This is a genomic window from Streptomyces sp. NPDC037013, assembly GCF_055607265.1.
Genome location: NZ_JBVJRV010000004.1, coordinates 735,059 through 759,376 on the forward strand (window position 1 = coordinate 735,059; position 24,318 = coordinate 759,376).

General features: G+C 71.8%; 28 protein-coding genes. 17 read left to right on the forward strand and 11 right to left on the reverse strand.

Annotated elements, in window-relative coordinates; genetic code table 11:
* Positions 1-17 precede the first annotated feature (17 nt).
* Positions 18-152 carry a hypothetical protein gene (locus ACZ7DY_RS17800; RefSeq protein ID WP_471136134.1) on the reverse strand — a complete coding sequence of 45 codons (135 nt, stop codon included), beginning with the start codon at positions 150-152 and terminating at the stop codon, positions 18-20.
* Positions 153-421: 269 nt separating this feature from the next.
* Positions 422-1,162, reverse strand: coding sequence for a hypothetical protein (locus tag ACZ7DY_RS17805; protein ID WP_471136137.1), 741 nt, complete (start codon positions 1,160-1,162; stop codon positions 422-424).
* 177 nt (positions 1,163-1,339) lie between these two features.
* On the opposite strand from ACZ7DY_RS17805, the gene ACZ7DY_RS17810 reads away from it, so the two are divergent.
* From ACZ7DY_RS17810 to ACZ7DY_RS17835, 6 genes are all read left to right on the forward strand, one after another.
* Positions 1,340-1,819 carry a hypothetical protein gene (locus ACZ7DY_RS17810; RefSeq protein WP_471136140.1) on the forward strand — a complete coding sequence of 160 codons (480 nt, stop codon included), beginning with the start codon at positions 1,340-1,342 and terminating at the stop codon, positions 1,817-1,819.
* 110 nt (positions 1,820-1,929) lie between these two features.
* Entirely contained in the window at positions 1,930-2,427 is a 498-nt protein-coding gene (locus ACZ7DY_RS17815) for a winged helix-turn-helix transcriptional regulator (RefSeq protein ID WP_471136143.1), read from the forward strand.
* A gap of 137 nt (positions 2,428-2,564) precedes the next feature.
* A complete protein-coding gene (locus ACZ7DY_RS17820; protein ID WP_471136145.1) occupies positions 2,565-3,101 on the forward strand; it encodes an SRPBCC family protein in 537 nt (178 codons plus the stop codon).
* The gene (locus tag ACZ7DY_RS17825) at positions 3,101-4,153 is read left to right on the forward strand and encodes an LLM class flavin-dependent oxidoreductase (RefSeq protein WP_471136148.1); all 1,053 of its coding nucleotides are present in this window, start codon (positions 3,101-3,103) and stop codon (positions 4,151-4,153) included. The genes ACZ7DY_RS17820 and ACZ7DY_RS17825 overlap by 1 nt, the downstream gene beginning before the upstream one ends.
* An 80-nt stretch (positions 4,154-4,233) precedes the next feature.
* Entirely contained in the window at positions 4,234-5,403 is a 1,170-nt protein-coding gene (locus ACZ7DY_RS17830; protein ID WP_471136151.1) for an NADH:flavin oxidoreductase, read from the forward strand.
* Positions 5,404-5,498: 95 nt separating this feature from the next.
* Positions 5,499-6,089 (forward strand): CGNR zinc finger domain-containing protein, encoded by a 591-nt coding sequence (locus ACZ7DY_RS17835; protein WP_471136154.1) that lies wholly within the window; start codon positions 5,499-5,501, stop codon positions 6,087-6,089.
* Positions 6,090-6,159: 70 nt separating this feature from the next.
* Here ACZ7DY_RS17835 and ACZ7DY_RS17840 read toward each other — a convergent pair whose 3' ends face one another.
* Positions 6,160-6,600, reverse strand: a complete 441-nt coding sequence (locus ACZ7DY_RS17840; protein WP_471136157.1) for a nitroreductase family deazaflavin-dependent oxidoreductase — start codon at positions 6,598-6,600, stop codon at positions 6,160-6,162.
* A gap of 224 nt (positions 6,601-6,824) precedes the next feature.
* On the opposite strand from ACZ7DY_RS17840, the gene ACZ7DY_RS17845 reads away from it, so the two are divergent.
* Positions 6,825-7,901, forward strand: coding sequence for a PucR family transcriptional regulator (locus ACZ7DY_RS17845; RefSeq protein ID WP_471136160.1), 1,077 nt, complete (start codon positions 6,825-6,827; stop codon positions 7,899-7,901).
* Between the two features lie 54 nt (positions 7,902-7,955).
* On the opposite strand, the gene ACZ7DY_RS17850 is transcribed toward ACZ7DY_RS17845, so the two are convergent.
* Entirely contained in the window at positions 7,956-8,363 is a 408-nt protein-coding gene (locus ACZ7DY_RS17850; protein WP_471136163.1) for a CoA-binding protein, read from the reverse strand.
* Between the two features lie 52 nt (positions 8,364-8,415).
* Positions 8,416-8,991 (reverse strand): TerD family protein, encoded by a 576-nt coding sequence (locus tag ACZ7DY_RS17855; protein ID WP_471136166.1) that lies wholly within the window; start codon positions 8,989-8,991, stop codon positions 8,416-8,418.
* 149 nt (positions 8,992-9,140) lie between these two features.
* Between ACZ7DY_RS17855 and ACZ7DY_RS17860 the strand changes: the two genes are divergently transcribed.
* The gene (locus tag ACZ7DY_RS17860) at positions 9,141-9,548 is read left to right on the forward strand and encodes a BlaI/MecI/CopY family transcriptional regulator (RefSeq protein WP_471136169.1); all 408 of its coding nucleotides are present in this window, start codon (positions 9,141-9,143) and stop codon (positions 9,546-9,548) included.
* A 23-nt stretch (positions 9,549-9,571) separates the two neighbouring features.
* Positions 9,572-10,504 carry a M56 family metallopeptidase gene (locus ACZ7DY_RS17865; protein ID WP_471136172.1) on the forward strand — a complete coding sequence of 311 codons (933 nt, stop codon included), beginning with the start codon at positions 9,572-9,574 and terminating at the stop codon, positions 10,502-10,504.
* Between the two features lie 43 nt (positions 10,505-10,547).
* On the opposite strand, the gene ACZ7DY_RS17870 is transcribed toward ACZ7DY_RS17865, so the two are convergent.
* The gene (locus ACZ7DY_RS17870; protein WP_150182057.1) at positions 10,548-11,003 is read right to left on the reverse strand and encodes a tellurite resistance TerB family protein; all 456 of its coding nucleotides are present in this window, start codon (positions 11,001-11,003) and stop codon (positions 10,548-10,550) included.
* A gap of 151 nt (positions 11,004-11,154) precedes the next feature.
* Here ACZ7DY_RS17870 and ACZ7DY_RS17875 point away from each other — a divergent pair, with 151 nt between their 5' ends.
* Positions 11,155-11,853: a transcriptional regulator gene (locus ACZ7DY_RS17875; RefSeq protein ID WP_471136175.1), complete on the forward strand. Its 699-nt coding sequence runs from the start codon at positions 11,155-11,157 to the stop codon at positions 11,851-11,853.
* Between the two features lie 13 nt (positions 11,854-11,866).
* On the opposite strand, the gene ACZ7DY_RS17880 is transcribed toward ACZ7DY_RS17875, so the two are convergent.
* Positions 11,867-12,595 (reverse strand): 4'-phosphopantetheinyl transferase family protein, encoded by a 729-nt coding sequence (locus tag ACZ7DY_RS17880; protein ID WP_471136178.1) that lies wholly within the window; start codon positions 12,593-12,595, stop codon positions 11,867-11,869.
* A 110-nt stretch (positions 12,596-12,705) separates the two neighbouring features.
* Here ACZ7DY_RS17880 and ACZ7DY_RS17885 point away from each other — a divergent pair, with 110 nt between their 5' ends.
* From ACZ7DY_RS17885 to ACZ7DY_RS17895, 3 genes are all read left to right on the forward strand, one after another.
* On the forward strand, positions 12,706-13,332 hold the full coding sequence (locus tag ACZ7DY_RS17885) for a YigZ family protein (RefSeq protein ID WP_471136181.1): 627 nt from the start codon (positions 12,706-12,708) through the stop codon (positions 13,330-13,332).
* Between the two features lie 109 nt (positions 13,333-13,441).
* Entirely contained in the window at positions 13,442-14,605 is a 1,164-nt protein-coding gene (locus tag ACZ7DY_RS17890; RefSeq protein WP_471136184.1) for an exonuclease SbcCD subunit D, read from the forward strand.
* Positions 14,602-17,763 carry an AAA family ATPase gene (locus tag ACZ7DY_RS17895; protein ID WP_471136187.1) on the forward strand — a complete coding sequence of 1,054 codons (3,162 nt, stop codon included), beginning with the start codon at positions 14,602-14,604 and terminating at the stop codon, positions 17,761-17,763. The genes ACZ7DY_RS17890 and ACZ7DY_RS17895 overlap by 4 nt, the downstream gene beginning before the upstream one ends.
* Before the next feature lie 26 nt (positions 17,764-17,789).
* Here the strand turns inward: ACZ7DY_RS17895 and ACZ7DY_RS17900 are convergent, their stop codons facing one another.
* A complete protein-coding gene (locus ACZ7DY_RS17900; protein WP_471136190.1) occupies positions 17,790-18,191 on the reverse strand; it encodes a hypothetical protein in 402 nt (133 codons plus the stop codon).
* A gap of 206 nt (positions 18,192-18,397) precedes the next feature.
* Between ACZ7DY_RS17900 and ACZ7DY_RS17905 the strand changes: the two genes are divergently transcribed.
* The 4 genes from ACZ7DY_RS17905 to ACZ7DY_RS17920 all read left to right on the forward strand — a co-directional run bounded on the left by ACZ7DY_RS17905 (position 18,398) and on the right by ACZ7DY_RS17920 (position 22,002).
* Entirely contained in the window at positions 18,398-19,090 is a 693-nt protein-coding gene (locus tag ACZ7DY_RS17905; RefSeq protein WP_471136192.1) for a rhodanese-like domain-containing protein, read from the forward strand.
* Positions 19,091-19,174: 84 nt separating this feature from the next.
* Positions 19,175-20,566: a rhodanese-like domain-containing protein gene (locus ACZ7DY_RS17910; protein ID WP_471136195.1), complete on the forward strand. Its 1,392-nt coding sequence runs from the start codon at positions 19,175-19,177 to the stop codon at positions 20,564-20,566.
* Positions 20,567-20,710: 144 nt separating this feature from the next.
* Complete coding sequence (locus ACZ7DY_RS17915; protein ID WP_471136198.1) at positions 20,711-21,460, forward strand: sulfite exporter TauE/SafE family protein; 750 nt, start codon at positions 20,711-20,713, stop codon at positions 21,458-21,460.
* Positions 21,461-21,600: 140 nt separating this feature from the next.
* Complete coding sequence (locus ACZ7DY_RS17920; protein ID WP_471136200.1) at positions 21,601-22,002, forward strand: PPOX class F420-dependent oxidoreductase; 402 nt, start codon at positions 21,601-21,603, stop codon at positions 22,000-22,002.
* Here the strand turns inward: ACZ7DY_RS17920 and ACZ7DY_RS17925 are convergent.
* The 3 genes from ACZ7DY_RS17925 to ACZ7DY_RS17935 all read right to left on the reverse strand — a co-directional run bounded on the left by ACZ7DY_RS17925 (position 21,999) and on the right by ACZ7DY_RS17935 (position 24,145).
* Positions 21,999-22,760: an aminoglycoside adenylyltransferase family protein gene (locus ACZ7DY_RS17925; protein ID WP_471136202.1), complete on the reverse strand. Its 762-nt coding sequence runs from the start codon at positions 22,758-22,760 to the stop codon at positions 21,999-22,001. The genes ACZ7DY_RS17920 and ACZ7DY_RS17925 overlap by 4 nt on opposite strands.
* Positions 22,761-22,764: 4 nt before the next feature.
* Positions 22,765-23,211: an Lrp/AsnC family transcriptional regulator gene (locus ACZ7DY_RS17930; protein ID WP_471136204.1), complete on the reverse strand. Its 447-nt coding sequence runs from the start codon at positions 23,209-23,211 to the stop codon at positions 22,765-22,767.
* Positions 23,212-23,407: 196 nt separating this feature from the next.
* Positions 23,408-24,145 (reverse strand): S1 family peptidase, encoded by a 738-nt coding sequence (locus ACZ7DY_RS17935; protein ID WP_471136207.1) that lies wholly within the window; start codon positions 24,143-24,145, stop codon positions 23,408-23,410.
* Positions 24,146-24,318 lie beyond the last annotated feature (173 nt).

Below are 24,318 nucleotides of genomic sequence, written 5' to 3' on the forward strand. Positions count from 1 at the left end.
CGAACGTCACGTGGCCGTCACTGCAGGGGAGCCGGGCCGCCCGGCTGGCCCAGGAGGCCGATGGCCGCCCCGGAGGCCTTGAGGTCGGCCTTCTCCGCCTTGCGGGTGATGAAGAGTTTCATGATGGAGAAGACGCTGGGGCTCAGCATCATCCCCGCCATCCAGTAGTCGTGTCCCGTACCGAAATAGATCGCGCCCCCCCACAGAGGCGGCGGAGACGAAGAACGCGGCCAGCAGCCCCATGACATCCAGGCGGTTCCGATTCCGCTCTTTCAGCAACCGCAGTTCGTGTTCCGCCCTCATGCGGTCGGCCCAGAAGTTCAGCGCGACCTTGAGGTGGGCTGCCGGAAGCTCCTTCCAGGCGTGCAGGGCGGCCACCACTTCGTCGTCGCCGTGGCGGATCAGACCCTCACCGTCCTGGCTATCCACGGCGACCGCCCCCTGTCACGCCTGCGCCGGAATCGGGTACGTCTCCACCGCTGCCTGACGGCCCGCCGGACACACCGGGCGGTGGAGGGCCGATGATGCGGAAGACCTCCAGCACGCTCGCGGCCGTATAGGCCGCGGCCTGCTGCGCCTCGGTGGCCGACGGACTGCCGTATGCCCTCGCGGCACCGAGCATTTCGCTGATCTCCTCGATACCGTGTTTCGCCTCGTCGGCGGCGATCTCGTCATCGGCTTCCGCCAAGAGCTGTCTGTAGCCGTCTGGATCGGCCCCGACGAAGTCCTGGAAGTCTCTTCTGGCCTGCCCGTACCCACCCATGGGCCGGGCCTCGCCGTATTTCGTCCGCTGCCAGAGCCGTACGGCCGCTTCCCCCGGCAGCAGCCGGCCGGTCGTCTTGGCGTACTCACGGCGGAGGATGGACCGTCTCGCCCTACCGGCCGGACTCATGTCCTGCAGCAGATGCGCGTACTCGGCCCGCATGCGCTGACCAGCCCGATACCGCAGGTAGAAAGTGGTGTAGACGGCATAGGCGCCGGTGAAGATCGAGTACGGAATCGCGAACTTCATGTCCGCCTCATCGCGATTCGCCAGATACAGGAGGAGCGCGGCGCCGAGAAGCTGGGTCCAGGAGATCAGGTCCGGGCGGAAACGTCGAAATCGCGAGAGATAAGGGATGCCCTCATTGACGCTGTTGTACTCGCGATACCTGGAGTTCATGCGCCTCCGCCGATTCGGATCACCGTTCATGGCCGGCGATTGCGGTGCACTCCGAGCGTAGCCATCGGGCCCGCGCGGTGTACGGGGAACGCGCAAGGTCGCCCGAGGCCGCACGGCGTCGGGCCGCGGGCCCGGCTCCCTGGTGTCCGGCGCGTCCGCTCGGCCACACTGCTGCCCATGGACTGGACACCCCTGCTCTCCACACTGGCCGGTGCCGTCATCGGCATCGCGGCCACCCTGATCGCCGACCGCAGCCGGTGGCAACGGGAGGAGGCCAGGCACGCGTTGGAGGTGCGGCGCGAGGCGTACACCGAGTTCGCCACCGCCCTCAAAGCCGCCGGTGAAGAGATACGGGCCATCGCCCTGGGCGATCGCATGTCCGAGTCGGCACGGGACGCCGCCGTACGGGAAGCGGTACGCAACACCGGCCTCCCCACCGCGAGCGAACGCCTCTGGCTCGTGGGACCTCCGCAGGTCGTCGCGGCGGGGAACGAGGCGTTCCACGGCCTGCGTGCGATACGCGACGCCTACGCGCGTGGGGTGGATGTCGGCTCCGCCGAGGAAGCGCCCCTGATAGCGCGGCGGCGCGCGGCCATGGCACGGATGCGTCACCTCATGCGGGAGGACCTGGGCATCGGACCCCTCGGCATCGAGTGACCCCCACCTGAGGCGTTCGAGTCCCCTGCACCGCGCTGCCCCCGGTGTCGGCCTGCTGGGTCTCAAGGTGAGACTCCCGCCGCGGAGGCGCGAGTTCGTATGCTGGCGTCATGAGGCGTACTTCCTTTGCGAACTGGCCGTGCTCCATCGCGCGCACGATGGACCTGCTCGGCGACTGGTGGACGCCGCTCGTCCTGCGCGAGGCGTTCTACGGCATCAAGCGCTTCGACGCCTTCCAGCGCGAGCTCGGGATCGCCCGCAACACCCTCACCGACCGGCTGCGCCGCCTCGTCGACGAGGGCCTCCTGGAGAAACGCGCCTACCAGCAGGACCCGGTACGCCACGACTACGTGCTCACGGAGAAGGGCCGGGACTTCTTCGGGGTCCTCGCCGCCATGAACAGCTGGGGCGACCGCTGGCTGAGCGGCGACGAGGGCGCCCCCGTCGTCTTCCACCACGACCGCTGCGGCCACGACAGCCACGCCGAGGTCGTCTGCGCCCACTGCAAGGAACCGATGACCGCCGCGAACACGAGCCCGCGCATCGGCCCCGGCTACCCCGCCCGGCTCGCCGAACGCCCGGACGTGCGCGCCCGGTTCGGCGGCTGACCCGGCCCGGTCCGGAGGCTCGCGCGCTGCTTGCACCGGCTCTTGACGAGTGAGTCTATCTACGCAACTCTCAAGCTCAGAGCGGGATGCAATGTCCTGGCACGCAGGCGTTGCCGAAGAAGCGGAGGGCAGTGGCGATGGAGTGGACGGGTGCGCGCTACGCGGACGGACCGACGGTCGAAGTGTCCGGGCGGATCGCCGCCTCACCGGAACTCGTGTGGGAACTGGCCTCCGACATCGGCCTGATGCCCACGCTCAGCGCCGAGTTGCAGTCGGTCGCATGGCTGGACGGGGCGACCGGACCCGCGCTCGGTGCGCGCTTCACCGGGCGCAGCCGGCACGCGTCGATGGGGGAGTGGGAGACCACGTCGTACGTCGTGGCGTGCGAGGCCCCGCACGAGTTCGCCTGGGCGGTGGGCGATCCCGAACGGCCCAGTGCCTGCTGGCGGTTCGGCATCGCGCCGCAGGAGGACGGCGGCACGCTCCTGACCCAGTGGGTGCGGATGGGACCCGGCCGCTCGGGACTCTCCCTCGCGATCGAGCGCATGCCGGACAAGGAGCAGAAGATCGTGTTCGTACGGCTGCGGGAGTTCGAACGGAGCATGACCACCACGGTCGGGGCGATCAAGGCCCTGGCCGAGGGCACCGCGACCGTGGACGAGGTGCGTGCGTGATGCGGACGTCGACGACCATCGAGGCATCGGGCGCGGACTGGCGGGAGACGGTCGACTTCGTCACCGAGGCGGAGAAGCTCGGCATGGACATCTGCTGGGTGGCGGAGGCCTGGGGCGCCGAGGCACCCTCGCCCCTCGGCTACCTCGCGGCACGCACCGAACGGATGCTCCTGGGCTCCGGCATCATCCAGCTCGCCACCCGCAGCCCCGTCGCCATCGCCCGCGCCGCCCTCACCCTCTCGGGGATCTCCGAGGGGCGCTTCCTGCTCGGGCTCGGTCCGTCGGGGCCGCAGGTGATCGAGGGCCTGCACGGCGTGCCGTTCGCGCGCCCGCTCTCCCGGATGCGGGAGACCGTGGACATCGTCCGGCAGGCCGTCGCGGGCGAGAAGATCGTGTACGGCGGACGGGAGTTCACCGTCCCCCTGCCCGGCGGCGAGGCCAGGCCGATGCGGCTGTCGCTGCGCGCCGAACACGACCTGCCGATCTACCTCGCCACGCTCTCCCCGAAGATGCTCCGCCTGACGGGGGAGATCGCGGACGGCTGGCTCGGCACCAGCTTCGTGCCCGAAGGCGCCAAGGAGGCCTACTTCGACCATCTGGACGCGGGACTCGCCGCGTCCGGCCGCACCCGCGCCGACCTCGACATCTGTCAGGGCGCCGAAGTGGCGTTCGTGGAGGACGAGGACGCGCTGCGCACGATGGTCGCCGGGCGAAAGAAGGAACTCGCCTTCAGCCTCGGCGGGATGGGCTCTGCCACCACCAACTACTACAACAGTGCCTACAGCAGGCAGGGCTGGGCCGAGGTCGCCGCCGAGGTCCGCGAGCGCTGGCAGGCCGGCGACCGTGATGGCGCGGCGGGCCTCGTCACGGACGAGATGGTCCTCGCCACCACGCTGATCGGCACCGAGGAGATGGTGCGCGAGCGTCTGCGGGTCTGGCGCGCGGCGGGTGTCGACACGGTCCGCCTCTATCCGGCGGGCGACACGCTGGAAGCGCGGCTGACCACGCTGGGGCGGGCTCTCGACCTCGTGCGCCAGACGGACGGCAGGTGATCCAGCTCACCGAAGAGGACAGAGGTAAAAGGGTTACGCTTCTTTCATAGTTCCCGAACCCGAGAGCAGAGGACCCTGCCATGGAGACTGTGGAGACGGCGCGGACCCCTTCGGAGGACAACCGAAGTGATGCCCCGGCCGGACAGGAGTCGCGCGCCGCGCGCCTGTTGGGCCGGCCCTTCACCCTCGGCGACCTGACGCTGCGCAACCGCATCGCGATGGCCGCCGTGACCCGGCGCTTCTCCCCGGGCGGCGTGCCCGGCGAAGACGTCGCCGCGTACTACGCGCGACGTGCCGCCGGGGGAGCCGGCCTGATCGTCACCGAGGGCACCTACGTACGGCGTGACGCCGCCTCCGCGTACGACCGCGTGCCGCACTTCTACGGCGACCGGGCGCTGGCCGGCTGGGCCCGGGTCGTCGAACGGGTCCACGAGGAGGGTGGCAAGATCATGCCCCAGCTCTGGCACACGGGCGTGCTGCGGACCGGCGACAGTCGGCCGGACGGTGTCGCCGCTGAAGGCCCGTCCGGCATCGACCTCGACGGTCGCCCGCACGGCAGAGCCATGACGCTCGACGACATCGACAGGGTCATCGAAGCCTTCGCCGAGGCCGCGGCCACCGCCGAGCGCATCGGCTTCGACGGCGTCGAACTGCACGGCGCGCACGGCTACTTGATCGACAGCTTCCTCTGGCGCGGCACCAACACCCGCACCGACGGCTACGGCGGCGACCCCGCCTCGCGCGCCCGGTTCGCCGCCGGCATCGTGGCGGCCGTGCGGGCCGCGGTCTCGCCCGGCTTCCCGGTCATGTTCCGCTTCTCGCAGTGGAAGACCGATCACTACGAGGCGCGGATCGCCGAGTCCCCGCAGGAGCTGGAGGCGCTGCTCACGCCGCTGGCCGAGGCGGGCGCGGACGCCTTCCACGCGTCGACGCGACGCTACTGGCTGCCGGAGTTCGACGGCAGCGACCTGAACCTCGCGGGCTGGACGAAGAAGCTCACCGGCAAGCCCTCGGTCACCGTCGGCTCGGTCGGACTCACCCAGCAGTTCATGGGCGCACCGGGACGCACCCAGCGTTCGGGCATCAGCGGCATCGCCCCGCTCCTCGACCGCCTGGAGCGCGACGAGTTCGACCTCGTCGCCGTCGCCCGCGCGGTGCTGGCCGATCCCGCATGGCCGGCCAAGGCGCTCACCGGCCGCCTGGACGAGGCGGTGCCGTACGACGCGGCGCGGCTGAGCGCCTTGGTGTGAGGACCGGCAGGACGGGGTTGGCTCGCCGGAGGAGGGCGCCGACCGGCGTGAAAGAGTGGGAGGGCGCCCGTACGAACCCCGGAGAGTGATCCACCATGACCTGGTCGGCGACCGAGCGGTACCGCCTCGAGCCCGCGCCCGGCGGTCTCGGCCTCGTCCAGGACCTGCTCAACACCGTCGCCGCGGGCGAGTCCCCGCACCCGGACCTGCTCGCCGACCCGGTGCAGGCGCAGGCCTGGGCGGACGAGGCCGCCGCCGAGTGGGCGGCCGTCACCGGCCGGCAGGCCCCGCGGCCGGTCCTGGACGCCGACGGACTGCACGAACTCCGCGCGCTCCGCGACACCCTGCGGGAGCTCACCGCACGGCCCACACGAACCGAGGCCGGGGACCCGCCACCGGTCCCGGAGCGCACGGCCGACGCGGAACTGCGGCTCGGCGAGGACGGTGTCGTACGCCTCGAACCTCGCGGCGGCGGCGTGCGCCACCTCGTCGCGCTGGTCCTGGCGGAGCTGTACGAAGGTCAGCAGGCCGATACCGGACGGCGGCTGAAGTCCTGCCGCAACCCGCTGTGTCACGTGGCCTTCTATGACCGCTCCCGCAACAACAGCGGTGTCTGGCACGACGTCAGGACCTGCGGCAACACGGCCAATCTGCGGGCCTACCGCGCCCGGCGGCGGGAGCGGTAGGCCCGGACGCCGCGACGGCCGCCGCCCGGGGAGCGAGTGCCGCACCGGGCAGCGGCCGCGTACGGCAGGCTCAGGCGTCGAACGGGGTCAGCACGAAGAGCGGGATCTCCCGGGACGTCTTCTTCTGGTACTCCGCGTACTCCGGCCAGACCGCCACCGCGCGCTCCCACCAGAGCTCCCGCTCCGCACCGGAGACGACGCGCGCGCGGTAATCCTTCTTCACCGGGCCGTCCTGCAGCTCCACATGGGGGTTGGCGATGAGGTTGTGGTACCAGGACGGGTTCGCCGGGTCGCCGCCCTTCGACGCGACCACCGCATACTCCCCGGCGTGCTCGACGCGCATCAGCGGATTCTTGCGCAGCTTCCCGCTCTTGGCGCCGACCGAGGTCAGGAGGATGACCGGCTTGCCCTTCATGGTCGTCCCCTCCTTCCCGCCGGAGCTCTCGTACAGATCGGCCTGCTTGCTCGCCCAGTCCCACGTACCGGGCTCGTATTCACCAGTCAGAGGCATACCTCTCTCAACGCGGGACGACTGCGGATTGTTTCCGTCCGCTGACAGAATGTTCGCTTCCCCTCGCGTGCCGCGCGCTGCCGCCGCAGCGGACCCCGGCGATCCCGTGGTTGTGTGCCCCTGCTGACCGCGTTCGGTCGCTTGTGCGATAAAAAGGCATCAAAAGACGGACGAAGGTGACGACGGCTCACCACGGTGGCGGTGCGGACAGGGCGGGGGCGGACATGACGTCGGCGGACGTGGCGGGGCACGGCGGCGCGGAGGAGTACCTCGACGGCTACGCCGACATCCTGGCCGCCGCCGCGGCGACCGGACGCCGGCTGACCCGCGCCGAACTGGACTCGCGGCGCGCGCTCGGGGAACGGGCCGCCGACGCCGGGCTCGGGCTGCGGGCGCTGGTGCGGGCCCACTTGGCCGCGACCCGGGCGCACTGGCCCGGCGCGGGCGCGATCTCCGTCGACAGCGTGCTGGCCGCCGCCGAGCAGGCCGTGGACGCGCTCGCCGAGGGCTATGAACGCGCCCAGCGGCTCGCGGTCCGCCGCGAGGAGGCCGTCCGGCGGGAGTTCATCGACGACCTGCTCCACGGCCGCAGCGACCTGGGCCTGCTCGCCGAACGCGCGGAACGCTTCGGGCTGCGCCTCTCCTACGAACACGCGGTCGCCGTCGCCGAGGGGAGAGGCGGGTACGAAGAAGGGGACAAGGTGCCCCGGCAGGTCGAGCGCGCGCTCACCGGCCGCTTCGGTGACCGCAGCATTCTGCTCACCACCAAGGACGGCCGGCTCGTCTGCATAGCCCCCGGCGACCAGGGCGAGGTCCTCGCCTTCTTCGCGAAGCACGCGTACGACGCCACCGACGGCGGCCGTGTCGTCATCGGCCGCCCGCAGCCCGGACCGGGCGGTGTCGTCCAGTCGTACGAAGAGGCGCTCAACGCCCTGGACCTGGCCGAACGCCTGGACCTGGCGGGACCGGTGCTGTACGCCGCCGACCTGCTCGTCTACCCGGTGCTGACCCGCGACCGGCAGGCCATGGCCGACCTGGTGGTGCACACGCTCGGCCCGCTCCGGCAGGCCCGCGGCGGGGCGCAGCCGCTCATCGACACGCTCGCCGCCTTCTTCGAAGCGGGCTGCGTCGCCGCGGAGGCCGCCCGCCGTCTGTCGCTGAGCGTGCGCGCCCTGACCTACCGGCTCGACCGCATCCGCAAACTCACCGGAGCCGACCCGTCCGACCCGGTGCACCGCTACGCGCTGCAGACCGCGGTGATCGGTGCGCGGCTGCTCGACTGGCCCGACCGGCAGCTGTGAACGCGGACGCGCCCGGGCCCGGCGGGCGACGTCTCGTACGGGCCCTGGGCCGTCCTAGTCCAGCTGCGGGATCTCGATGGCCGGGCACTTGTCCATGACCATCTCGAGGCCCGCCGCGCGCGTGCGGTTGTAGGCCGCCTCATCGACGACGCCGAGCTGGAACCAGACGGCCCGCGCACCCGCGGCGACCGCCTCGTCCGCGACCGGGCCCGCCAGCGAGCTGTTGACGAAGACGTCCACCACGTCGACCGGGAACGGCACGGCGGACAGGGATGGATACCCCTGCTCGCCGTGGACCGTCTCGGCCTTGGGGTGGATCGGCACGATCCGCTTGCCGAAGCGCTGCAGGACGGCTGCGACGCCGTACGCCGCCCGGTCCCGATTGTCGGACAGGCCCACGACCGCCCAGGTGTCGCCGAGCTCCGTCAGGATCCTGCGCACCGTCTCCTGGTCGCCGTACATGACCTGCCTCCTCGAAAGATCGCGGCCGGATGCCGTCAGGGCCGCGAGCGTCTCAGACGTTCACACCGAAGTCCGAGGCGATGCCGCGCAGCCCACTGGCATAACCCTGGCCGACCGCGCGGAATTTCCACTCCGCCCCGTGCCGGTAGAGCTCGCCGAAGACCATGGCCGTCTCCGTCGAGGCGTCCTCGGACAGGTCGTAGCGGGCGATCTCCACGCCGTCGGCCTGGTTCACCACGCGGATGAACGCGTTGCGGACCTGGCCGAAGCTCTGGCCGCGGTTCTCGGCGTCGTGGATGGAGACCGGGAAGACGATCTTCGAGATCTCGGCGGGCACCTGCGCGAGGTTGACCTTGACGGCCTCGTCGTCGCCCTCGCCCTCACCGGTGAGGTTGTCTCCGGTGTGCTCCACCGAACCGTCCGGGCTCGTCAGGTTGTTGTAGAAGACGAAGTGCTGGTCCGAGACGACCTTGCCCGACTCGTCGCAGAGCAGGGCGCTGGCGTCGAGGTCGTAGTCCGTGCCGGTCGTGGTGCGCACGTCCCATCCCAGGCCGACCAGGACGGCGGTGAGACCCGGGGCCTCCTTGCTGAGCGAGACGTTGCCGCCCTTGGCCAGGGAAACTCCCACGATGTCCTCCTGAGGATCGAATGCTGGATGGTGGATCTGGCTCCCCGAAATCTACAGGAGTGTAGAAGTGGGGCGTGCGGTGGTGTCCCGTTACGATAGGGCGCTCCCCGTCCGCCGTGGAGTACGCAGAGGCTGGAGGGTTTCCGGGCATGACGCACCACGACGAGCGCGACGAACGGCCGCCGCGGCTGCGCCGCCGCGCGCAGGGCGAGCTGGAGTCACAGGTGCTCGCCGCCCTGCACGCCGCGCGCGGACCCGTCAGCGCCGCCTGGGTGCAGGAGCGCATCGGCGGCGATCTCGCCTACACGACCGTCATGACGATCCTCACCCGCCTCCTCGCCAAGGACGTCGTCACCCGCGAGCGCGCCGGACGGTCCTTCGCCTGGATGCCCGCCTCGGACGAGGCCGGGCTCGCCGCCTTCCGGATGCGCAAGGTCCTCGACGGCGAGAGCGACCGCGAGGCCGTGCTCGCCAGCTTCGTCACGACCCTCACGCCCGACGACGAGCAGCTCCTGCGGGACCTGCTCGGCCAGGCGGGCGCCGAGGCCGACGGCTGACGCCGGACGGAGGTTCCGCGCCGATGGGCGTCTTTGTCTTTCTCCCGCTCGTGCTGCCGCTGACCGCGTGGCCGATCGCGCGCCTCGCCGAGCAGCACCTCCATCCGCGCACCGCCACCCGGCTGCTCACCGCCGTGGCCGGCGTGATGGCCGTGTGCAGCACGCTCTGCCTGGCGCTTCTGATGGTCGTCGGCACCGCCCAACTGCCGGGAAACCCGCTGCCCGACGGCTGGTCCGACCCCCAGGTGCGCGCGGCCGTCCCCTATGACGAGGTCGCCGGGAGGGCCGCGATCCCCGCCCTGCTCGCCGTGTGCGCGGCCTGCGCGCGGACCCTGTGGCGCCATGCGCGCGTACGGGTACGGGGGCGGCGCGCCCTCGAAGGGCTGCCCGGCGGCTCCGTCGCCGTCCTCGCCGACGAGGCGTCGTACGCCTACGCCCTGCCGACGCGCGCCGGCGGCCGCGTCGTCGTCACCACCGGCATGCTCTCCCGCCTCGCGTCCCCCGAACGCCGCGCACTCTTCGCCCACGAGCGGGCCCACCTCTCCGGACGGCACCACCGGCACCTGCTCGTCACGCAGCTCGCCGCCCGCGCCAACCCCTTCCTGCGGCCGCTGCGCACCTCTGTCGCCTACGCCGCGGAGCGCTGGGCGGACGAGGCGGCGGCCGGCGCGGTGCGCGACCGGCGGGCCGTGGCCCGTGCGATCGGCAAGGCCGCCCTGGTCTCCAAGGGTGTGCCCGCGCCGACCCTGGCGGGGCTCGCGGCGCCGGGGCCCGTGCCGCGCCGCGTCGCCGCGCTGCTCGCGCCCGCGCCGGCGGCCCGCACGCGGCACTCCGTCTTCACGGCGGTGGGACTCGCCCTGTGGTCGGCGGCCTTCGGCACCGCGGTCTCCGCCATGTCCTCGGCCAACTCCGCCGTCACGATGGTGCTCATCCTGCGCGCGGCCACGCCGCTCTGATCCGGGCGGACCGGCCACGGGGCCGGCCCGCCCGGGTCTTTCCCTAGAGGTCGAACTCGTGCGGCGGCAGCTCCAGCGCGAAGCACGCCTCGCGCACGACGGCCTGCTCGTCCTTGTCGAAGTCGCCGTCGGCGCCGCCGATGACGATGCCGATCTGAATCACCGCGCGGGCCTCCGCGGGCTTCTTCTTCGCCTTCGCGACCTCCTGGAGGACGCTCACCTTGCCGAACGCGAAGTCGGCGGTCAGCTTGTCCACGTACTCGTCGAAGCGGCGGCGCAGGTCGTCCGCCGGGAAGTTCTGCAGCACCTCGTTCGTGCCGATGAGCTGGGCCACGCGCTGGCGCTCGGACGGGTCCACGGTGCCGTCGGCCGCCGCCACCAGGGCACACATCGCCATGCTCGCGTCGCGGAAGGCGCCGCTCTTGAGGTCGTTCTTCTTCGCCATCAGCTGGGTCTGCATCGTCGATGCGGATTCCTTGACGCGGTCCCACAGGGCCATGGGGCAAACTCCGTAAACGTGTCGATATATCGGGGGTGTTGAGCGTGGTCCCGGTACGCTGCGCGCAGGTCCCGGTCCCCGCCAATTTCTACAGCAGAGTAGAAACTAGCAGCAGGGCCGGGAAGTTCCCGCCCAGCGGAAGGTGCGCGCGATGACGCCCACGGCAGACGAGCTCCTGCGGATCACGGCCGCCCGCCTCGCCCCGGAACCCGGCACGAACCCCCTCGTCCCCCGCATCGCCGACGGCTCCGCGCCGCGCCGGACGATCGCCGTCCTCGCGCTGGAGCAGCGCCATGTGATCCCCGCCGACCGGCGTTCCTTCCAGCACCTCGCCCGACGGGCGGCGGGGAGCAGGGACCTGGAGTCCGCCGCCTTCTTCGACACCCTCGCCGACGGCGAGAGCCTCGCCAGGGAACGGCTGACGCCGCTGCTCGACGCCTGCGGGGTGACGAAGAGCGAGGCGGCGACGTACGAGCCGCGGGCCGGCTGCCAGGCCTTCCCGGCCTATGTGGCCTGGCTCGCGCTGAACGGCGAACCGGCCGACGTCGTCCTCGCGCTCACCGCCAACTTCGCCGTATGGGGCGGCAGTTGCGCGGTCATCGCCGGCGCGCTGCGCGACCGCTACGGCTTCGCCGACGAGGCCTGCGGCTTCTTCGACCTCTTCGCGGAACCGGCACCGGACCTCGACCGCCAGGCGCTCGCCGCCGTGCAGGCGGGGCTCGACCGGGGGCGGGTGACGGCGGCGCACCTGCGGTACGGGCGACTGGTCGGGCGGTACGAGGAGATGTTCTGGCAGACGCTCGCGGAGGGGGCGGAGGGTGACGACGACGGGAAGGCCAACGAGGGCTAGAGCCCCGCGCTCCTCACCCCACCGGCACCACAGACGTCACCGGCATCACGATGGCCGTGGCGGCGATCCCGTCGCGCACGATCCACGAACCGGAGAACACCTTCACCTCGGCGCCCTCCACCACCGGCCCCTCGACGAGCAGCCGCGCGGTGAACGTCCCGTCCGGGGCGAGCTCCAGATGGGCGTCCTCGAAGCCGAGCCAGCGGCCGGTGAGCGGGAACCACGTCTTGTAGACGGACTCCTTGGCGCTGAACAGCAGGCGGTCCCAGGGCGTCGCCGGGTGGCGGACGGCGAGCGAGGCGAGCGCGGCACGTTCCGTCTCGTCGGCGACCAGGTTGAGGACGTCCGGGTCCCGCAGCGGCTCGCCGGGCTCCGCGTCGATGCCCACGGAGATCACCTCGCCGGCGCGGGCCACCACCGCGGCCCGGTATCCGGCGCAGTGCGTCATGCTGCCGACGACACCGGAGGGCCAGCCGGGCGCCCCCCGCTGGCCCGGCAGGATCGGGGCCGGCGGGACACCGATCCGGGCGAGCGCCGTACGGGCGCAGTGCCGCACCGTGGTGAACTCGTCGCGCCGCTTGGCCACCGCCTTCGCGATCACCGCCGCCTCTTCGGGGAAGAGGACGGCGTCGGCCGGGTCCTCATGGGTCTCCACGACGGTGACGGGCGCGTCGGCGAGCAGGGTCGCCAAGGGTCCGGCGGGATTCGGTACTTGGCGCTCGGGTATCGAGGGTGACGTCACGAGAGATCACGGTACCGGCCGACCGGCACGCGCGTGCGTGCTGTGGCCCACGCCACCTCCTGGCGCCCGCCGGGTGCGAACGGCCCTCCAGGAGCGCCTACGCTGGCGTGATGCAGGACGAATACCGCACAGTGGCCCGCGAGGGCGTGCACGAGACCGAGATCAACCGCTCGCGCTTCCTGTGCGCCCTGGCCCCCGCGGCCACCGAGCAGGAGGCCCAGGACTTCGTCGCCCGCATCCGCAAGGAACACCCGGCCGCCACCCACAACTGCTTCGCCTACGTCATCGGGGCCGACGCCGCCGTACAGAAGGCGAGCGACGACGGCGAGCCCGGCGGCACCGCGGGCGTCCCGATGCTGCAGATGCTGATGCGCCGCGACATGCGGTACGTCGCCGCGGTCGTCACCCGCTACTACGGAGGCGTCAAGCTCGGCGCCGGCGGTCTCATCCGCGCCTACGGAGGAGCGGTCGGCGAGGCCCTCGACACCCTGGGCACCGTCACCCGGCGCCGCTTCCGCCTCGCCACCGTCACCGTCGACCACCAGCGCGCGGGCAAGGTCCAGAACGATCTGCGGACGGCCGGACGTGAGGTGCGCGACGTCCGGTACGGCGACGCGGTCACCATCGAGATCGGCCTGCCCGACGCCGACGTGGACGCCTTCCGGGGCTGGCTCGCCGACGCCACGGCTGGCAGCGCGGTCCTCGAGCTCGGGGGAGAGGCGTACGGGGACGCGTGAGGCTCCGGCACCGGAGCCTGCCGGAAGGGCGCGGGGAGAGACGTTGCGCGAGTGGCGTTGCGGGAGTGGCCGTCCGTGATGTCCGACCCGCCCGTTAGTCTCGTGAATCATGAGGCTGCTGCACACGTCCGACTGGCACCTGGGGCGATCGTTCCACCGCGTGAACATGCTCGACGCCCAGGCCGCGTTCATCGCCCACCTGGTGGCGACCGTGCGCGAGCGCGAGGTGGACGCCGTCGTGGTGGCCGGTGACGTGTACGACAGGGCGGTGCCCCCGCTCGCCGCCGTCGAGCTCTACGACGACGCCCTGCACCGGCTCGCGGCGCTCGGCGTGCCGACCGTCATGATCTCCGGCAACCACGACTCGGCACGCCGCCTCGGCGTCGGCGCGGGCCTCATCGACCGCGCCGGCATCCACCTGCGCACCGACCCCGCGGCCTGCGCGGAGCCCGTGATCCTCGCCGACGCCCACGGGGACGTGGCGTTCTACGGCCTGCCCTACCTCGAACCAGCCCTGGTGAAGGACGAGTTCGGGGTGGAGAAGGCGGGGCACGAGGCGGTCCTCGGGGCCGCCATGGACCGTGTCCGCGCCGACCTCGCCACCCGCGCGCGCGGCACCCGCTCCGTCGTCCTCGCCCACGCCTTCGTCACCGGCGGCCAGGCCAGCGACAGCGAGCGGGACATCACCGTCGGCGGCGTCGCCGCCGTACCGTCCGGCGTCTTCGACGGCGTCGACTACGCGGCCCTCGGCCACCTGCACGGCAGCCAGACCCTCACCCCGCGCGTGCGCTACTCCGGCTCCCCGCTGCCGTACTCCTTCTCCGAGGCCGACCACCGCAAGAGCATGTGGCTCGTCGACCTCGGGCCGGAGGGGGAGATCGACGCCGAGCGCGTCGACTGCCCGGTGCCGCGTCCGCTCGCCCGCCTCAGGGGCACACTCGAAGAGCTGCTCGACGACCCCCGCCTCGCCCGCCACGAGGACGCGTGGGTCGAGGCGACCCTCACCGACGCGGTGCGGCCCGACGACCCGATGGCCCGGCTCTGCGCACGCTTCCCGCACACCCTGAGCCTCGTCTTCGACCCGGACCGGGCCCCGGACGACCCCGACGTCTCGTATGCCCAGCGGCTCCAGGGACGCAGTGACCAGCAGATCGCCGTCGACTTCGTGACCCACGTGCGCGGCGCGGGGCCCGACGAGGACGAGCGGGAAGTGCTGCGTTCGGCGTTCGACGCGGTCCGTACCGACGACACCCTGCGCGAGGTCGCCCGATGAGGCTCCACCGGCTCCGCATCACCGCCTTCGGGCCCTTCGGCACCACCCAGGAGATCGACTTCGACGACCTCAGCGCCGCCGGACTCTTCCTGCTGCACGGCCCGACCGGCGCGGGCAAGACCTCCGTCCTGGACGCCGTGTGCTACGCCCTCTACGGCTCGGTGCCGGGCGCCCGGCAGAGCGCCGGACAGGGCGCGACGCTGCGCAGCGACCACGCGCGCCAGGGCACCCGCACCGAGGTCAGCCTCGAACTGTCCGTCGCCGGGCGCCGCCTGGAGGTCACCCGCCAGCCCCCGTGGGAGCGCCCCAAGAAGCGCGGCAAGGGCACGACGACGGAGAAGGCGCAGAGCTGGCTGCGCGAGTACGAGGCCGGGGCCGCCCCGGCGACGGACACGGCCGCCGGGCCGGGCGAGGGGGCGGGCGGCTGGAAGGACCTGAGCCGGTCCCACCAGGAGATCGGCGAGGAGATCGGCCAGCTGCTCGGCATGAGCAAAGAGCAGTTCTGCCAGGTCGTCCTCCTGCCCCAGGGCGATTTCGCCCGCTTCCTGCGCGCGGACGCGGAGGCCCGCGGCAAGCTGCTCGGGCGGCTCTTCGACACCCGCAGGTTCGCCGCAGTCGAGCAACGGCTCGCCGAGCAGCGCCGCACCACCGAGGCCGAGGTCAAGGAAGGGGACGCCGCGCTCCTCGCCGACGCGCACCGCATGCAGCAGGCCGCGGGCGACGACGGCAGCGGCGCGGAACTGCCGCTGCCAGACGCCGCCCCCGGCGACCCGGGCCTCGCGGACGCGGTCCTCACGTGGGCCGCCGTCGCCCGGGCGGGCGCCCGAGAGCGCCTCACGGTGGCGCGCTGCGCCCTCTCGGCCGCCGAATCCGCCCACGCCGACGCGGAACGCAGCCTCGGTGACGTACGCGAACTCGACCGGCTGCAGGGCAGGTTCGCCGAAGCGCGGGCCCGCGCGGCCGCCTTGCACGCGCGCGAAGACGAACAGCGCGGGCTCGAAGAGCGTCTGGCCCGGGCCCGCAAGGCCGAGCAGGTCGCTCCCGCGCTCGGCCTGCGCGACACCGCCGACGCCGACCACCGCAGGGCCGCCCGGGCGGAGGCACACGCGCGTGGCCGCCTGCCCGAGACGTTCGCGTCCTCCGGCGCGGCCGGCCTCGCCGCCGCCGCGCGTGCTGCGGCCGAGGAACTGGGTGGCCTCGCCTCGGCCCGGCGAGCCGAGCGGCGGATCGCCGGGATCGCCGCTGAACGGAGCGCGCTGGACCGGCAGGAGCACGCCGACGACGAGCTGCTCCAGGACGCGTCGGGCTGGCTCGACGGCTGGGAGACGACCAGGGCCGCGCTCCAGGAGCGCATCGAATCCGCCCAGGAAGCCGCGACCCGCGCGGAGCGGCTCGCGGGCCGCCTCGAACCGGCCAGGGCCCGCCTGGACGCGGCACGTCGCCGTGACCTGCTCGCCCGGGACACCGAAGCGGCCGAAGGGCGTGTCCTCGCCGCCCGCGAGGCCGCCGCGGCCGCCCACGAACACTGGCTCGCGCTCAAGGAGCAGCGCCTGACGGGTATCGCCGCCGAACTGGCCGCCCACCTGACCGACGGGGAACCGTGCGCGGTGTGCGGCGCGACCGAGCACCCTGCCCCCACCCGGAAGGTCGCCGGACACGTGGACCGCCACACGGAGGAGGCGGCGCTCGCCGACCACCACCGCGCGGACGAGGCCAGGGCAACCGCCGAACGCGCCCTGGCCGAGGTACGGGAATCCCTGGCGGCCGCGAGGGCGGCGGCCCGGGGCGGCCCGCTGACGGACGGGGACGCGGACGACGGACCGACCCCGGCCGCCCACGAGCCCAAGTCGGCGCCCGAGGCGGCCTCCATGACCGACGAGGACCCCACCGCGGACCCTACGGTGGACGAACTCACCACGGCGGTCGACGCGTTGCGACGCGCCCACGCGGAGGCGCGCGACCGGGCCTCCGGACTGCACGCCGCCCGGGAGGCGCTCGCACAGGCCGAGGGCGAGTACGAGCGCAGACTCACCGGGCAGCAGGAAGCCGCACGGCGCGCCGCCTCCCGAGCCACCCTGCGCGATGCCCTTGAGCGGGAACAGGACGCCCTGGAAGCCGAGTTGAGGTCGGCGCGGGGAGCCAGCGGCAGCGTCGCCGACCGCGCGGCCCAACTGGAGCGACAGGCCGAGCTGCTCACCGAGGCCGCGGACGCGGCCCGGGCCGCCGCCGACACCGCGGAGCGGCTCAAGGACGCGGACGCGCGCCTCTCCGACGCGGCCTACCGCGCCGGGTTCGACACGCCGGAGGCGGCGGCCGCAGCCCTGCTCGACGACGCCAGGTACCGCGAGATCCAGCACCGCATCGACGCCTGGCGGAACGAAGAGGCCGCGGTGCGTTCCATCCTCGCCGAGCCGGACACGGCCGCCGCGGCGCAGCATCCGCCCGCCGACCTGTCCGCCGCCCGCGCGTCCGCCGAGGCCGCGGCCATGCGCCTGCGGGACGCCGCCTCCGCGCGCGACGCGGCCGACCGCCGCTGCGCCGAACTGGACCGTCTCTCGGCCCGCTCCCTCGCCGCGATGCGCCGACTGGCGCCCCTGCGGACCGCGTACGACAGGGTGGCGCGGCTCGCAGGCCTCGCCGCGGGCACCTCGGCGGACAACGAACGCCGGATGCGCCTGGAGTCGTACGTACTCGCCGCCCGCCTCGAACAGGTCGCCGCGGCCGCGACCGCCCGGTTGCGGAGCATGTCGTCGGGCCGGTACACGCTGGTGCACTCCGACGACCGCACGGGCCGCGGCCGTTCGGGCCTCGGTCTGCACGTCGTCGACGCCTGGACGGGCCGCGAACGCGACACGTCGACCCTGTCGGGCGGCGAGACGTTCTTCGCTTCGCTCGCCCTCGCCCTGGGCCTCGCCGACGTGGTCACCGACGAGGCGGGCGGCGTCCGCCTCGACACGCTCTTCATCGACGAGGGCTTCGGCAGCCTGGACGACCAGACCCTCGACGAGGTCCTGGACGTCCTGGACTCCCTGCGCGAACGCGACCGCAGCGTGGGAATCGTCAGCCATGTAGCGGACCTACGCCGCCGTGTACACGCGCAGTTGGAGGTGGTGAAGGGCCGGGACGGGTCGGTGGTGCGGCAGCGGGGTGGGGGCTGAGATGTGGCGGTTTCGTTGCCTCCGAGCTATACGCTCGGCCGTTTCCCGTAGTACGGGCTGACGGTCCTGGCCAGCTTTCTCTGGATCACCCGCAGCAAGGTGATCGTCGCCTCGTCGTCACGCCCGGTGGTCGTCGGCCATTCGACGCCCGTCCCGGCGAGGTCGCTCGCGAAGACAATTTCTGTGGCCAGGAGTGTCCGAGCCCAGTCCGCCGGCGTGAGCGGGACGTCTTCGCCGAGTGCATTCCGCAGCCTGAAGGCCTGGTCGACCAGATCCTTGGAGTCAACGAATCCCATGCCGGCGGCGAGCTGATCGCTGCAGTGTGCCGGCCCGCCCCATTCCAGGAGCGCGCGACGCAGCAGATCAACCTCATGCTTATCCAGCAGGTCGCTCGCCTTCGGAATGTCTTGCGGCATCGGGGAAGTCATTTCGTGTGCTCCTGGGAGGCGTTCGGTCCTGCAGGTTCAAGGCGGGCTCACGATCACACTATCTGTTGCCTCGGTGTGCCTCCTTGCTGGTCCGGCAAGAAGGTTCGTCCCGTGGGGACATGTGTGTGCAAGCTGCGTCCACACGGTTCCGGCGCACCACCGAAAGCCGGGCATGTCGGTAGTGGAATTGGTTGAGGAAGCAGCAGATGGAAAATCGCCATGTCGTGATCATTCCCATCGAGATCGATGAGGAGAAGGAAGCCTCTTATCTCGCCGCATGGCAGGACGCCGCCGAGGTGATGGCGGCGCAGCCCGGTTTTATCCGGACGTACATGTTCCGCACGATTGTTCCGGGAAGCAGATTCTCTCTTGTCAACGTGGCGGAATGGGAGTCCACCCGTCACTGGGAAGAGGCAATGAATGTCTGCCCGATGATGGGACAGCAGATAGCCGTCGTCCATGCCTCGAACTACGAGGCGATCCGGACGGTTCTGCCCCCGCAGAGCGCGAATTCCGGCGACGGGCGCCTGCCCGCTGACCTGTCTCCTGTCGAGGCGCGTCGCCGTGCCGTGGACGGGCAACTCACGCTGGTCGATGTCCGTGAGGACGATGAATGGGCAGTGCGCCACCCGGCCGGCGCCGTCCACGCCGCTCTCAGCACACTGTCGGCGTCGCTGTCGGATCTGCCTGACGGCCCACTGGCCTTCGTCTGCCGCACAGGCAACCGCAGCGCGCAGGGCGGCGCGCAGGCGATCCGCGCCGGCCGGTCCTCCGTCTACAGCGTGGCGGGCGGCCTTGAGGCGTGGGAAGCGGCGGGACTGCCGGTCGTCCTTCCCGGGGGTGAGAAGAGCAGGGAGAGCGACGGCGATCGCGTGGCAGACGCGGTACGCGAGGGCTGACGAAAGCAAGACCGGCGGACAACCGTCGCACAGGTCCGCCGGGATGAGGCCGGCCGGATGCGCCGTCCCGGAGAGGAGTACACGATGTCTTTCGTCGACACCCTGGAGTTCGAAGGGCTGGGCAACCGCAGCTATCTGGCGGGGAGTCGGAGAGCGGCGGTCGCGGTCGATCCGCCGCGGGACGTCGATCAGGTGATCGCCCTCGCCGGGCGGCGAGGGGTGCGCATCGCCTACGTGGCGGAGACGCACGTGCACAACGACTACGTCTCCGGCGGGCTGGAACTGGCCCGCCTCACCGGCGCCCGCTACCTCGTCCCGGCCGCCGCCCGCGTCTCCTTCCCCCGCACTCCTGTCGCGGACGGGGACGTGTTCGAGGTGGACGACCACCTGGTGCTGCGGGCGATAGCCACGCCGGGCCACACCCCGCACCACACCTCGTACGTCCTGGCGGAGGAGGGACGACCGGTGGCTGCCTTCACGGGCGGCTCGCTGCTGATCGGCTCCGTGGGACGCCCGGACCTGGTGGACCCGCGGCTGACCGAGCAACTGGCCCGTGCTCAGCACGCCTCCGTCCACCGGTTGGCGTCGACACTCGACGACGAGGTGCCAGTGCTGCCCACGCACGGGTTCGGCAGCTTCTGCTCCGCCTCGCAAGCCGAGGGCGAGGCGAGCACGATCGGTCGGGAACGCGCCGCCAACGACGCATTCACCCTGAATGTCGACGACTTCGTGAAGCGGATCCTGGCCGGGCTGGAGAACGTGCCCGCCTACTACACGCACATGGGCCCGGCCAACGCCGCCGGCCCCGCGCCCGTCGACCTGACCCCGCCCGAACCCGCCGACGCCGCACAGATCGCCGAACGACTGGCGGCGGGTGAGTGGGTGGTGGACCTGCGCGACCGGGTCGCCTTCGCCGACGGCCATGTGGCCGGATCGTTCAACTTCGAGGGCAGCGGCAAGCCGGCCACCTACCTCGCCTGGCTGATCCCGTGGGGCAAGCCGGTCACCCTGCTCGGCGACACCCCGGCGCAGATCGCCGACGCGCAGCGAGAGCTGACCCGGGTCGGCATCGACCGCCCGGCCGGCGCCGCCACCGGGGACCCCGCCACCTGGGTCCGTCACGGGGAACGGCTCGCCTCCTTTCCCCGCGCCGTCTTCGCCGATCTCGCCGCTGCACACGGGCGCGGTCAGCGCGGTAAGCGCGACCAGTGCGGTGAGGACGTGGTGGTACTCGATGTGCGCCGGGACTCCGAACGTGCGAACGGCTTCATCGAGGGCTCCGTGCACATTCCGCTCCACGAACTGCACGGCCGGGCCGGCGAGGTACCGGAGGGCACGGTGTGGGTGCACTGTGCCGGCGGGATGCGGGCGGCGATCGCCGCCTCCCTCCTGGACGCGACCGGACGAAAGGTCATCGCCGTAGACGACGGCTTCCAGGCCGCCGCCGACGCAGGCCTGAGCATCACCCGGCCCTGACCCCCTGTCCCACCCGCACAGAAGGCATGCGATGTTCCTGTCCCGCCGCAGTCCTGGCCCCCTCGGCTCCGTACAGGACCACCCCCGCTTCACCGGAATCGAACGACCTGGGTCCCACGACAGCGGACACGGTGGGCGATCGACGTGACCGCCCTCATCCTGGCCCTGATCGCAGGAGCCGTCGTCGGGCTGGTGCTCGGCGCCCTCGGCGGTGGTGGCAGCGTCTTGGCGGTGCCCGCGCTGATCTACCTGCTCGGCTTCACTCCCGCCGCGGCCACCACCGCCGCCCTGATCATCGTCACCGCCACATCTCTGACCGCTCTGTACGCGCACGCCCGGGGCGGACGGGTGCGGTGGAAGGCCGGATCGGCGTTCGCGGCCGCCGGGATCCTTCCGGCGGCCGCCGCGGGAGCCGCTGCCGCCCGCCTGCCCCAAACCGCCCTCACTCTTGCCTTCGCCGGCATAGCCGCCATCTCCGCCGTCAAAATGCTCTGGCCCGCTGACACGGCCCGCACCAAAGACGGCGGTGTACGGCCGGGCAAGGCAGCCGGGGCCGGTGCCGCGCTCGGCACGCTGACCGGACTGCTCGGCGTGGGCGGCGGCTTTCTCGCCGTCCCTGCCCTGGTCACCGTCCTCGCCTTCGAGATGGATGCGGCAGTCGGCACCAGCCTGCTGGTCATCACGGCCAACTCCCTGTCCTCCCTGGCCACTCGCTCCGGCACCGCTGTCTCGCTCGACTGGGGGCTGATCGGCCCGTTCATCGGAACCGCGATCCTGGGCGCATGGGACGGCAAGCGCCTGGCCGCGAAGGTCTCCGCGCCCCACTTGCAACGCATCTTCGCCGTAATCCTGCTGGCCGTGGCCGCGTTCATGCTCGCCGACGCCGTGACGTGACGGCACGCCGCCCGCAGCGGTCGGCCGGAGATCCGGTTTGCCAGTCGGCTGCGGGAAGTAATCGGCGTTCGCATCTGTTCTGCGCAGATAGTGATCCCGCATGTGGTGATCCCAAGACCGCTGAACAAAGGGGCGAGACTGTGTCAACGCTGCTCAACGAGGAGACGCGCAAGTTGCTGGACGGGAGGAACTTCGCCACCGTCGCGACGCTGAACCGGGACGGCGGGCCGCAGACATCGGTGGTCTGGATCGCCACGGAGGGGGACACGGTGGTGTTTTCCACGACGGCCGGCCGCCTGAAGGCGCGCAATCTCGCACGGGATCCAAGAGTCAGCCTCACGGTCTACGACACCGCGAACCCGTACCAGTCCATAGACATCCGCGGCACGGCCGAACTGATCGAGGACCCGGAGAAGACGCTGCCGCGCAAGCTCTCGCAGAAGTACCTGGGCGAGGACCCGCCGGCCGAGTCGGCGGACGTGCTCCGGCTGATCGTCCGGGTGACCCCGCAGAAGGTCACGGGCTTCTCCATCCCTCGCTAATCGCTGGTGTGCAACCGCTCGATCTCGGCCAGCACGTGGGTCACGTACGGGCGTTTCCGCGCCTGCAATGCCTCGGGCCAAGTTTCCTCGGCGTAGCCGCAGTTGAGGTAGAGGTGTCTGGCGTGGGCCAGGATCGGGCGGTGTTCGCGTGGGAGTTGGGCCAGGGCCCAGTCGGCGGCGGCGTCCTTGGATCTGATCTCGCCGGTGGCGAGTGTGGTCCAGATGCGTGCGAAGGTCAGCACGACGTTGCGCGTGTCGTCGTCGAGGTCTTCGAGTAGTTCGGGGATGCCCGCCACGCTTGCCCGGACCACGTCCGCCTGCGGGACGGGGTCGAGGACCTCTCTCAGGCTCGGGCCCCTGAGCGGGTGGTCTCCGGCCAGCGCCATTGTGATCAGCAAGGCCAGATCGGGCATCGGCTCCGGCCGCGGGACCTCCCCGGCCTCGTACTCGGCGCGCAGCCACTCCCCGTACAGAAAGTCGCAGGTCGGGGGGTATCGCCATGGGCGGACCTCGGAGTGGACGACCACGGTGAGTTCGACCGGGCGGGCGTTGTTCCGGGAGCCGGAGACACTGAGCAGGTCGGTGACGAGCTCCCGTCGTTCCGGCTCGTCCATCGACCGTCGCGAGACGACCAGCACGTCCACGTCGCTGGCCGGCCTGAGGCCGTCGACCACCGAGGACCCGTGGAGGTAGACGCCGATCACGTCCCCCCCCAGCACGTCGTCGACGGAGCCCAAGACCTCCTGAAGCTGCTTCATCGCGTCAGCGGCCCAGGGGGCGGCGGGGGAGGGGTGAGGAGTAGACGACGCTCGTCGTCACCGAGCCCAGGGCGCCGATCTTGCCGGAGACCTCTTCCAGGTGCTGCATGGAACGTGCCGTGACCTTGATGACGAAGCAGTCGTCCCCCGTGACGTGGTGCGCCTCCAGGATCTCCGGGGTCGCTTCGACCAGGTCGTGGAAGGGCTTGTAGTTGCCGTTCGGGTAGCGCAGTCGCACGAAAGCCAGGATCGGCATTCCCAGCCGCTCGGGGTCGATCACGGCCGCGTACCCCTGGATGACCCCCGCTTCCTCCAGGCGTCGTACGCGTTCGGTGACCGCGCTCGCCGACATCGAGACGGCACGCGCGAGTTCGGCGTAGCTGGCGCGGCCCTCGCGCTGGAGGACTTCGAGAATGCGCCAGTCGGTGGCGTCCGTGGAATAGCCGGTCATGTCCGAGAGGTAACAGGGAAATCCCCGGGTGATCAAGAGGGGAGGCCGGGGAAGTGACCGACTAGTCCCGCTCTGAACCGCGCGAGCGCGTGCTCGCCGGAACTTCCGTCCGACGAGCACGCACGCACACGCATGCACACACGCACGCTTGGAGCCGGGATGGTCGGGCGGTCCGCCGACCGCCTCCCCTCCTGTGTCAGACGCCCGCGATGCTCTGGATCCAGGAGCGGTACGCGGTCACGTTCGTGTACGCGGTCGTGGTCTGGCGGTCACTCGTGGAAGCCACGCCGACCTGCGAGCCGTTGGCCATCATCGGGCCGCCCGAGTCGCCGCCCGCCGTGATGCCGTTGCCGCGCCGGGCGCAGATGGCCTGGCCCTGGTAGGCGTCACGGCAGCCGCCGGTCACGACGACGTCGGCGACCTTCAGGAGCCGGGACTGGCAGTTGATCTCCGAGCCGCACCGGGACGTCGCGCCCCAGCCGTACACCTGCACGGTCTGGCCCACGGAGACGGATCCGGGGCTGCCGAGGCGCGCGTAGGTGCCGGAGACGGAGCGGTCCAGCCTGACCAGGGCCAGGTCCGCGCTCGGGTGGGTCTGGACGCCGACGCCGTTGGCCGTCGTGCCGCCGGACGTCTGGTCGAGGCTGCCGATGCGGAAGGAGAGGCCGCCGCCGCTGACGCAGTGCTTGGCGGTGAGGATCCAGGTCGGGGCGATGATCGTGGAGCTGCACGTCTGCTGGCCGTTGGAGAAGAGCCTGGCGGCCCAGGGGGCGTTGCTTGCGTAGCCGCCGCCGATGATCGGCCGGGGGGAGTCGACGGATGCCACTGCGGGTGCGTCCGCGCGCGCCGCGCTCTGGGCCGCTGCCGTGGGGGCCAGCCCCAGGACGGCGAGTGCGGTGGCCGCGAGCGCGGGGACGAGTCTGGATATTCGCACGTTCGTCTCCATTGTGTGGGGGTGGAACGTCCTGGATGAGGACGAAACTGCATAGGTATGCAGTGAGGGTGCGTGGACAGCAGGCGGGTATCTCCTGTCGCGCGCATGCCATCTCTGGCTGCGGCGAATGTGGCAGAGGTCTCGCCGGTGGCGCAAGAGGTCGGCTGCCGGAA

Excerpts from the sequence above, each read along its gene's own strand:
- ACZ7DY_RS17860 (WP_471136169.1), top strand. The coding sequence starts at position 9,141 with ATGACGCACCACGACGAGCGCGACGAACGGCCGCCGCGGCTGCGCCGC.
- ACZ7DY_RS17895 (WP_471136187.1), top strand. The coding sequence starts at position 14,602 with ATGAGGCTCCACCGGCTCCGCATCACCGCCTTCGGGCCCTTCGGCACC.
- ACZ7DY_RS17905 (WP_471136192.1), top strand. The coding sequence starts at position 18,398 with ATGGAAAATCGCCATGTCGTGATCATTCCCATCGAGATCGATGAGGAG.
- ACZ7DY_RS17800 (WP_471136134.1), bottom strand. The coding sequence starts at position 152 with ATGATGCTGAGCCCCAGCGTCTTCTCCATCATGAAACTCTTCATCACC.
- ACZ7DY_RS17825 (WP_471136148.1), top strand. The coding sequence starts at position 3,101 with ATGCGGACGTCGACGACCATCGAGGCATCGGGCGCGGACTGGCGGGAG.
- ACZ7DY_RS17910 (WP_471136195.1), top strand. The coding sequence starts at position 19,175 with ATGTCTTTCGTCGACACCCTGGAGTTCGAAGGGCTGGGCAACCGCAGC.
- ACZ7DY_RS17865 (WP_471136172.1), top strand. The coding sequence starts at position 9,572 with ATGGGCGTCTTTGTCTTTCTCCCGCTCGTGCTGCCGCTGACCGCGTGG.
- ACZ7DY_RS17810 (WP_471136140.1), top strand. The coding sequence starts at position 1,340 with ATGGACTGGACACCCCTGCTCTCCACACTGGCCGGTGCCGTCATCGGC.
- ACZ7DY_RS17830 (WP_471136151.1), top strand. The coding sequence starts at position 4,234 with ATGGAGACTGTGGAGACGGCGCGGACCCCTTCGGAGGACAACCGAAGT.
- ACZ7DY_RS17900 (WP_471136190.1), bottom strand. The coding sequence starts at position 18,191 with ATGACTTCCCCGATGCCGCAAGACATTCCGAAGGCGAGCGACCTGCTG.
- ACZ7DY_RS17835 (WP_471136154.1), top strand. The coding sequence starts at position 5,499 with ATGACCTGGTCGGCGACCGAGCGGTACCGCCTCGAGCCCGCGCCCGGC.
- ACZ7DY_RS17870 (WP_150182057.1), bottom strand. The coding sequence starts at position 11,003 with ATGGCCCTGTGGGACCGCGTCAAGGAATCCGCATCGACGATGCAGACC.
- ACZ7DY_RS17845 (WP_471136160.1), top strand. The coding sequence starts at position 6,825 with ATGACGTCGGCGGACGTGGCGGGGCACGGCGGCGCGGAGGAGTACCTC.
- ACZ7DY_RS17805 (WP_471136137.1), bottom strand. The coding sequence starts at position 1,162 with ATGAACTCCAGGTATCGCGAGTACAACAGCGTCAATGAGGGCATCCCT.
- ACZ7DY_RS17840 (WP_471136157.1), bottom strand. The coding sequence starts at position 6,600 with ATGCCTCTGACTGGTGAATACGAGCCCGGTACGTGGGACTGGGCGAGC.
- ACZ7DY_RS17875 (WP_471136175.1), top strand. The coding sequence starts at position 11,155 with ATGACGCCCACGGCAGACGAGCTCCTGCGGATCACGGCCGCCCGCCTC.
- ACZ7DY_RS17925 (WP_471136202.1), bottom strand. The coding sequence starts at position 22,760 with ATGAAGCAGCTTCAGGAGGTCTTGGGCTCCGTCGACGACGTGCTGGGG.
- ACZ7DY_RS17885 (WP_471136181.1), top strand. The coding sequence starts at position 12,706 with ATGCAGGACGAATACCGCACAGTGGCCCGCGAGGGCGTGCACGAGACC.
- ACZ7DY_RS17815 (WP_471136143.1), top strand. The coding sequence starts at position 1,930 with ATGAGGCGTACTTCCTTTGCGAACTGGCCGTGCTCCATCGCGCGCACG.
- ACZ7DY_RS17930 (WP_471136204.1), bottom strand. The coding sequence starts at position 23,211 with ATGACCGGCTATTCCACGGACGCCACCGACTGGCGCATTCTCGAAGTC.
- ACZ7DY_RS17890 (WP_471136184.1), top strand. The coding sequence starts at position 13,442 with ATGAGGCTGCTGCACACGTCCGACTGGCACCTGGGGCGATCGTTCCAC.
- ACZ7DY_RS17820 (WP_471136145.1), top strand. The coding sequence starts at position 2,565 with ATGGAGTGGACGGGTGCGCGCTACGCGGACGGACCGACGGTCGAAGTG.
- ACZ7DY_RS17850 (WP_471136163.1), bottom strand. The coding sequence starts at position 8,363 with ATGTACGGCGACCAGGAGACGGTGCGCAGGATCCTGACGGAGCTCGGC.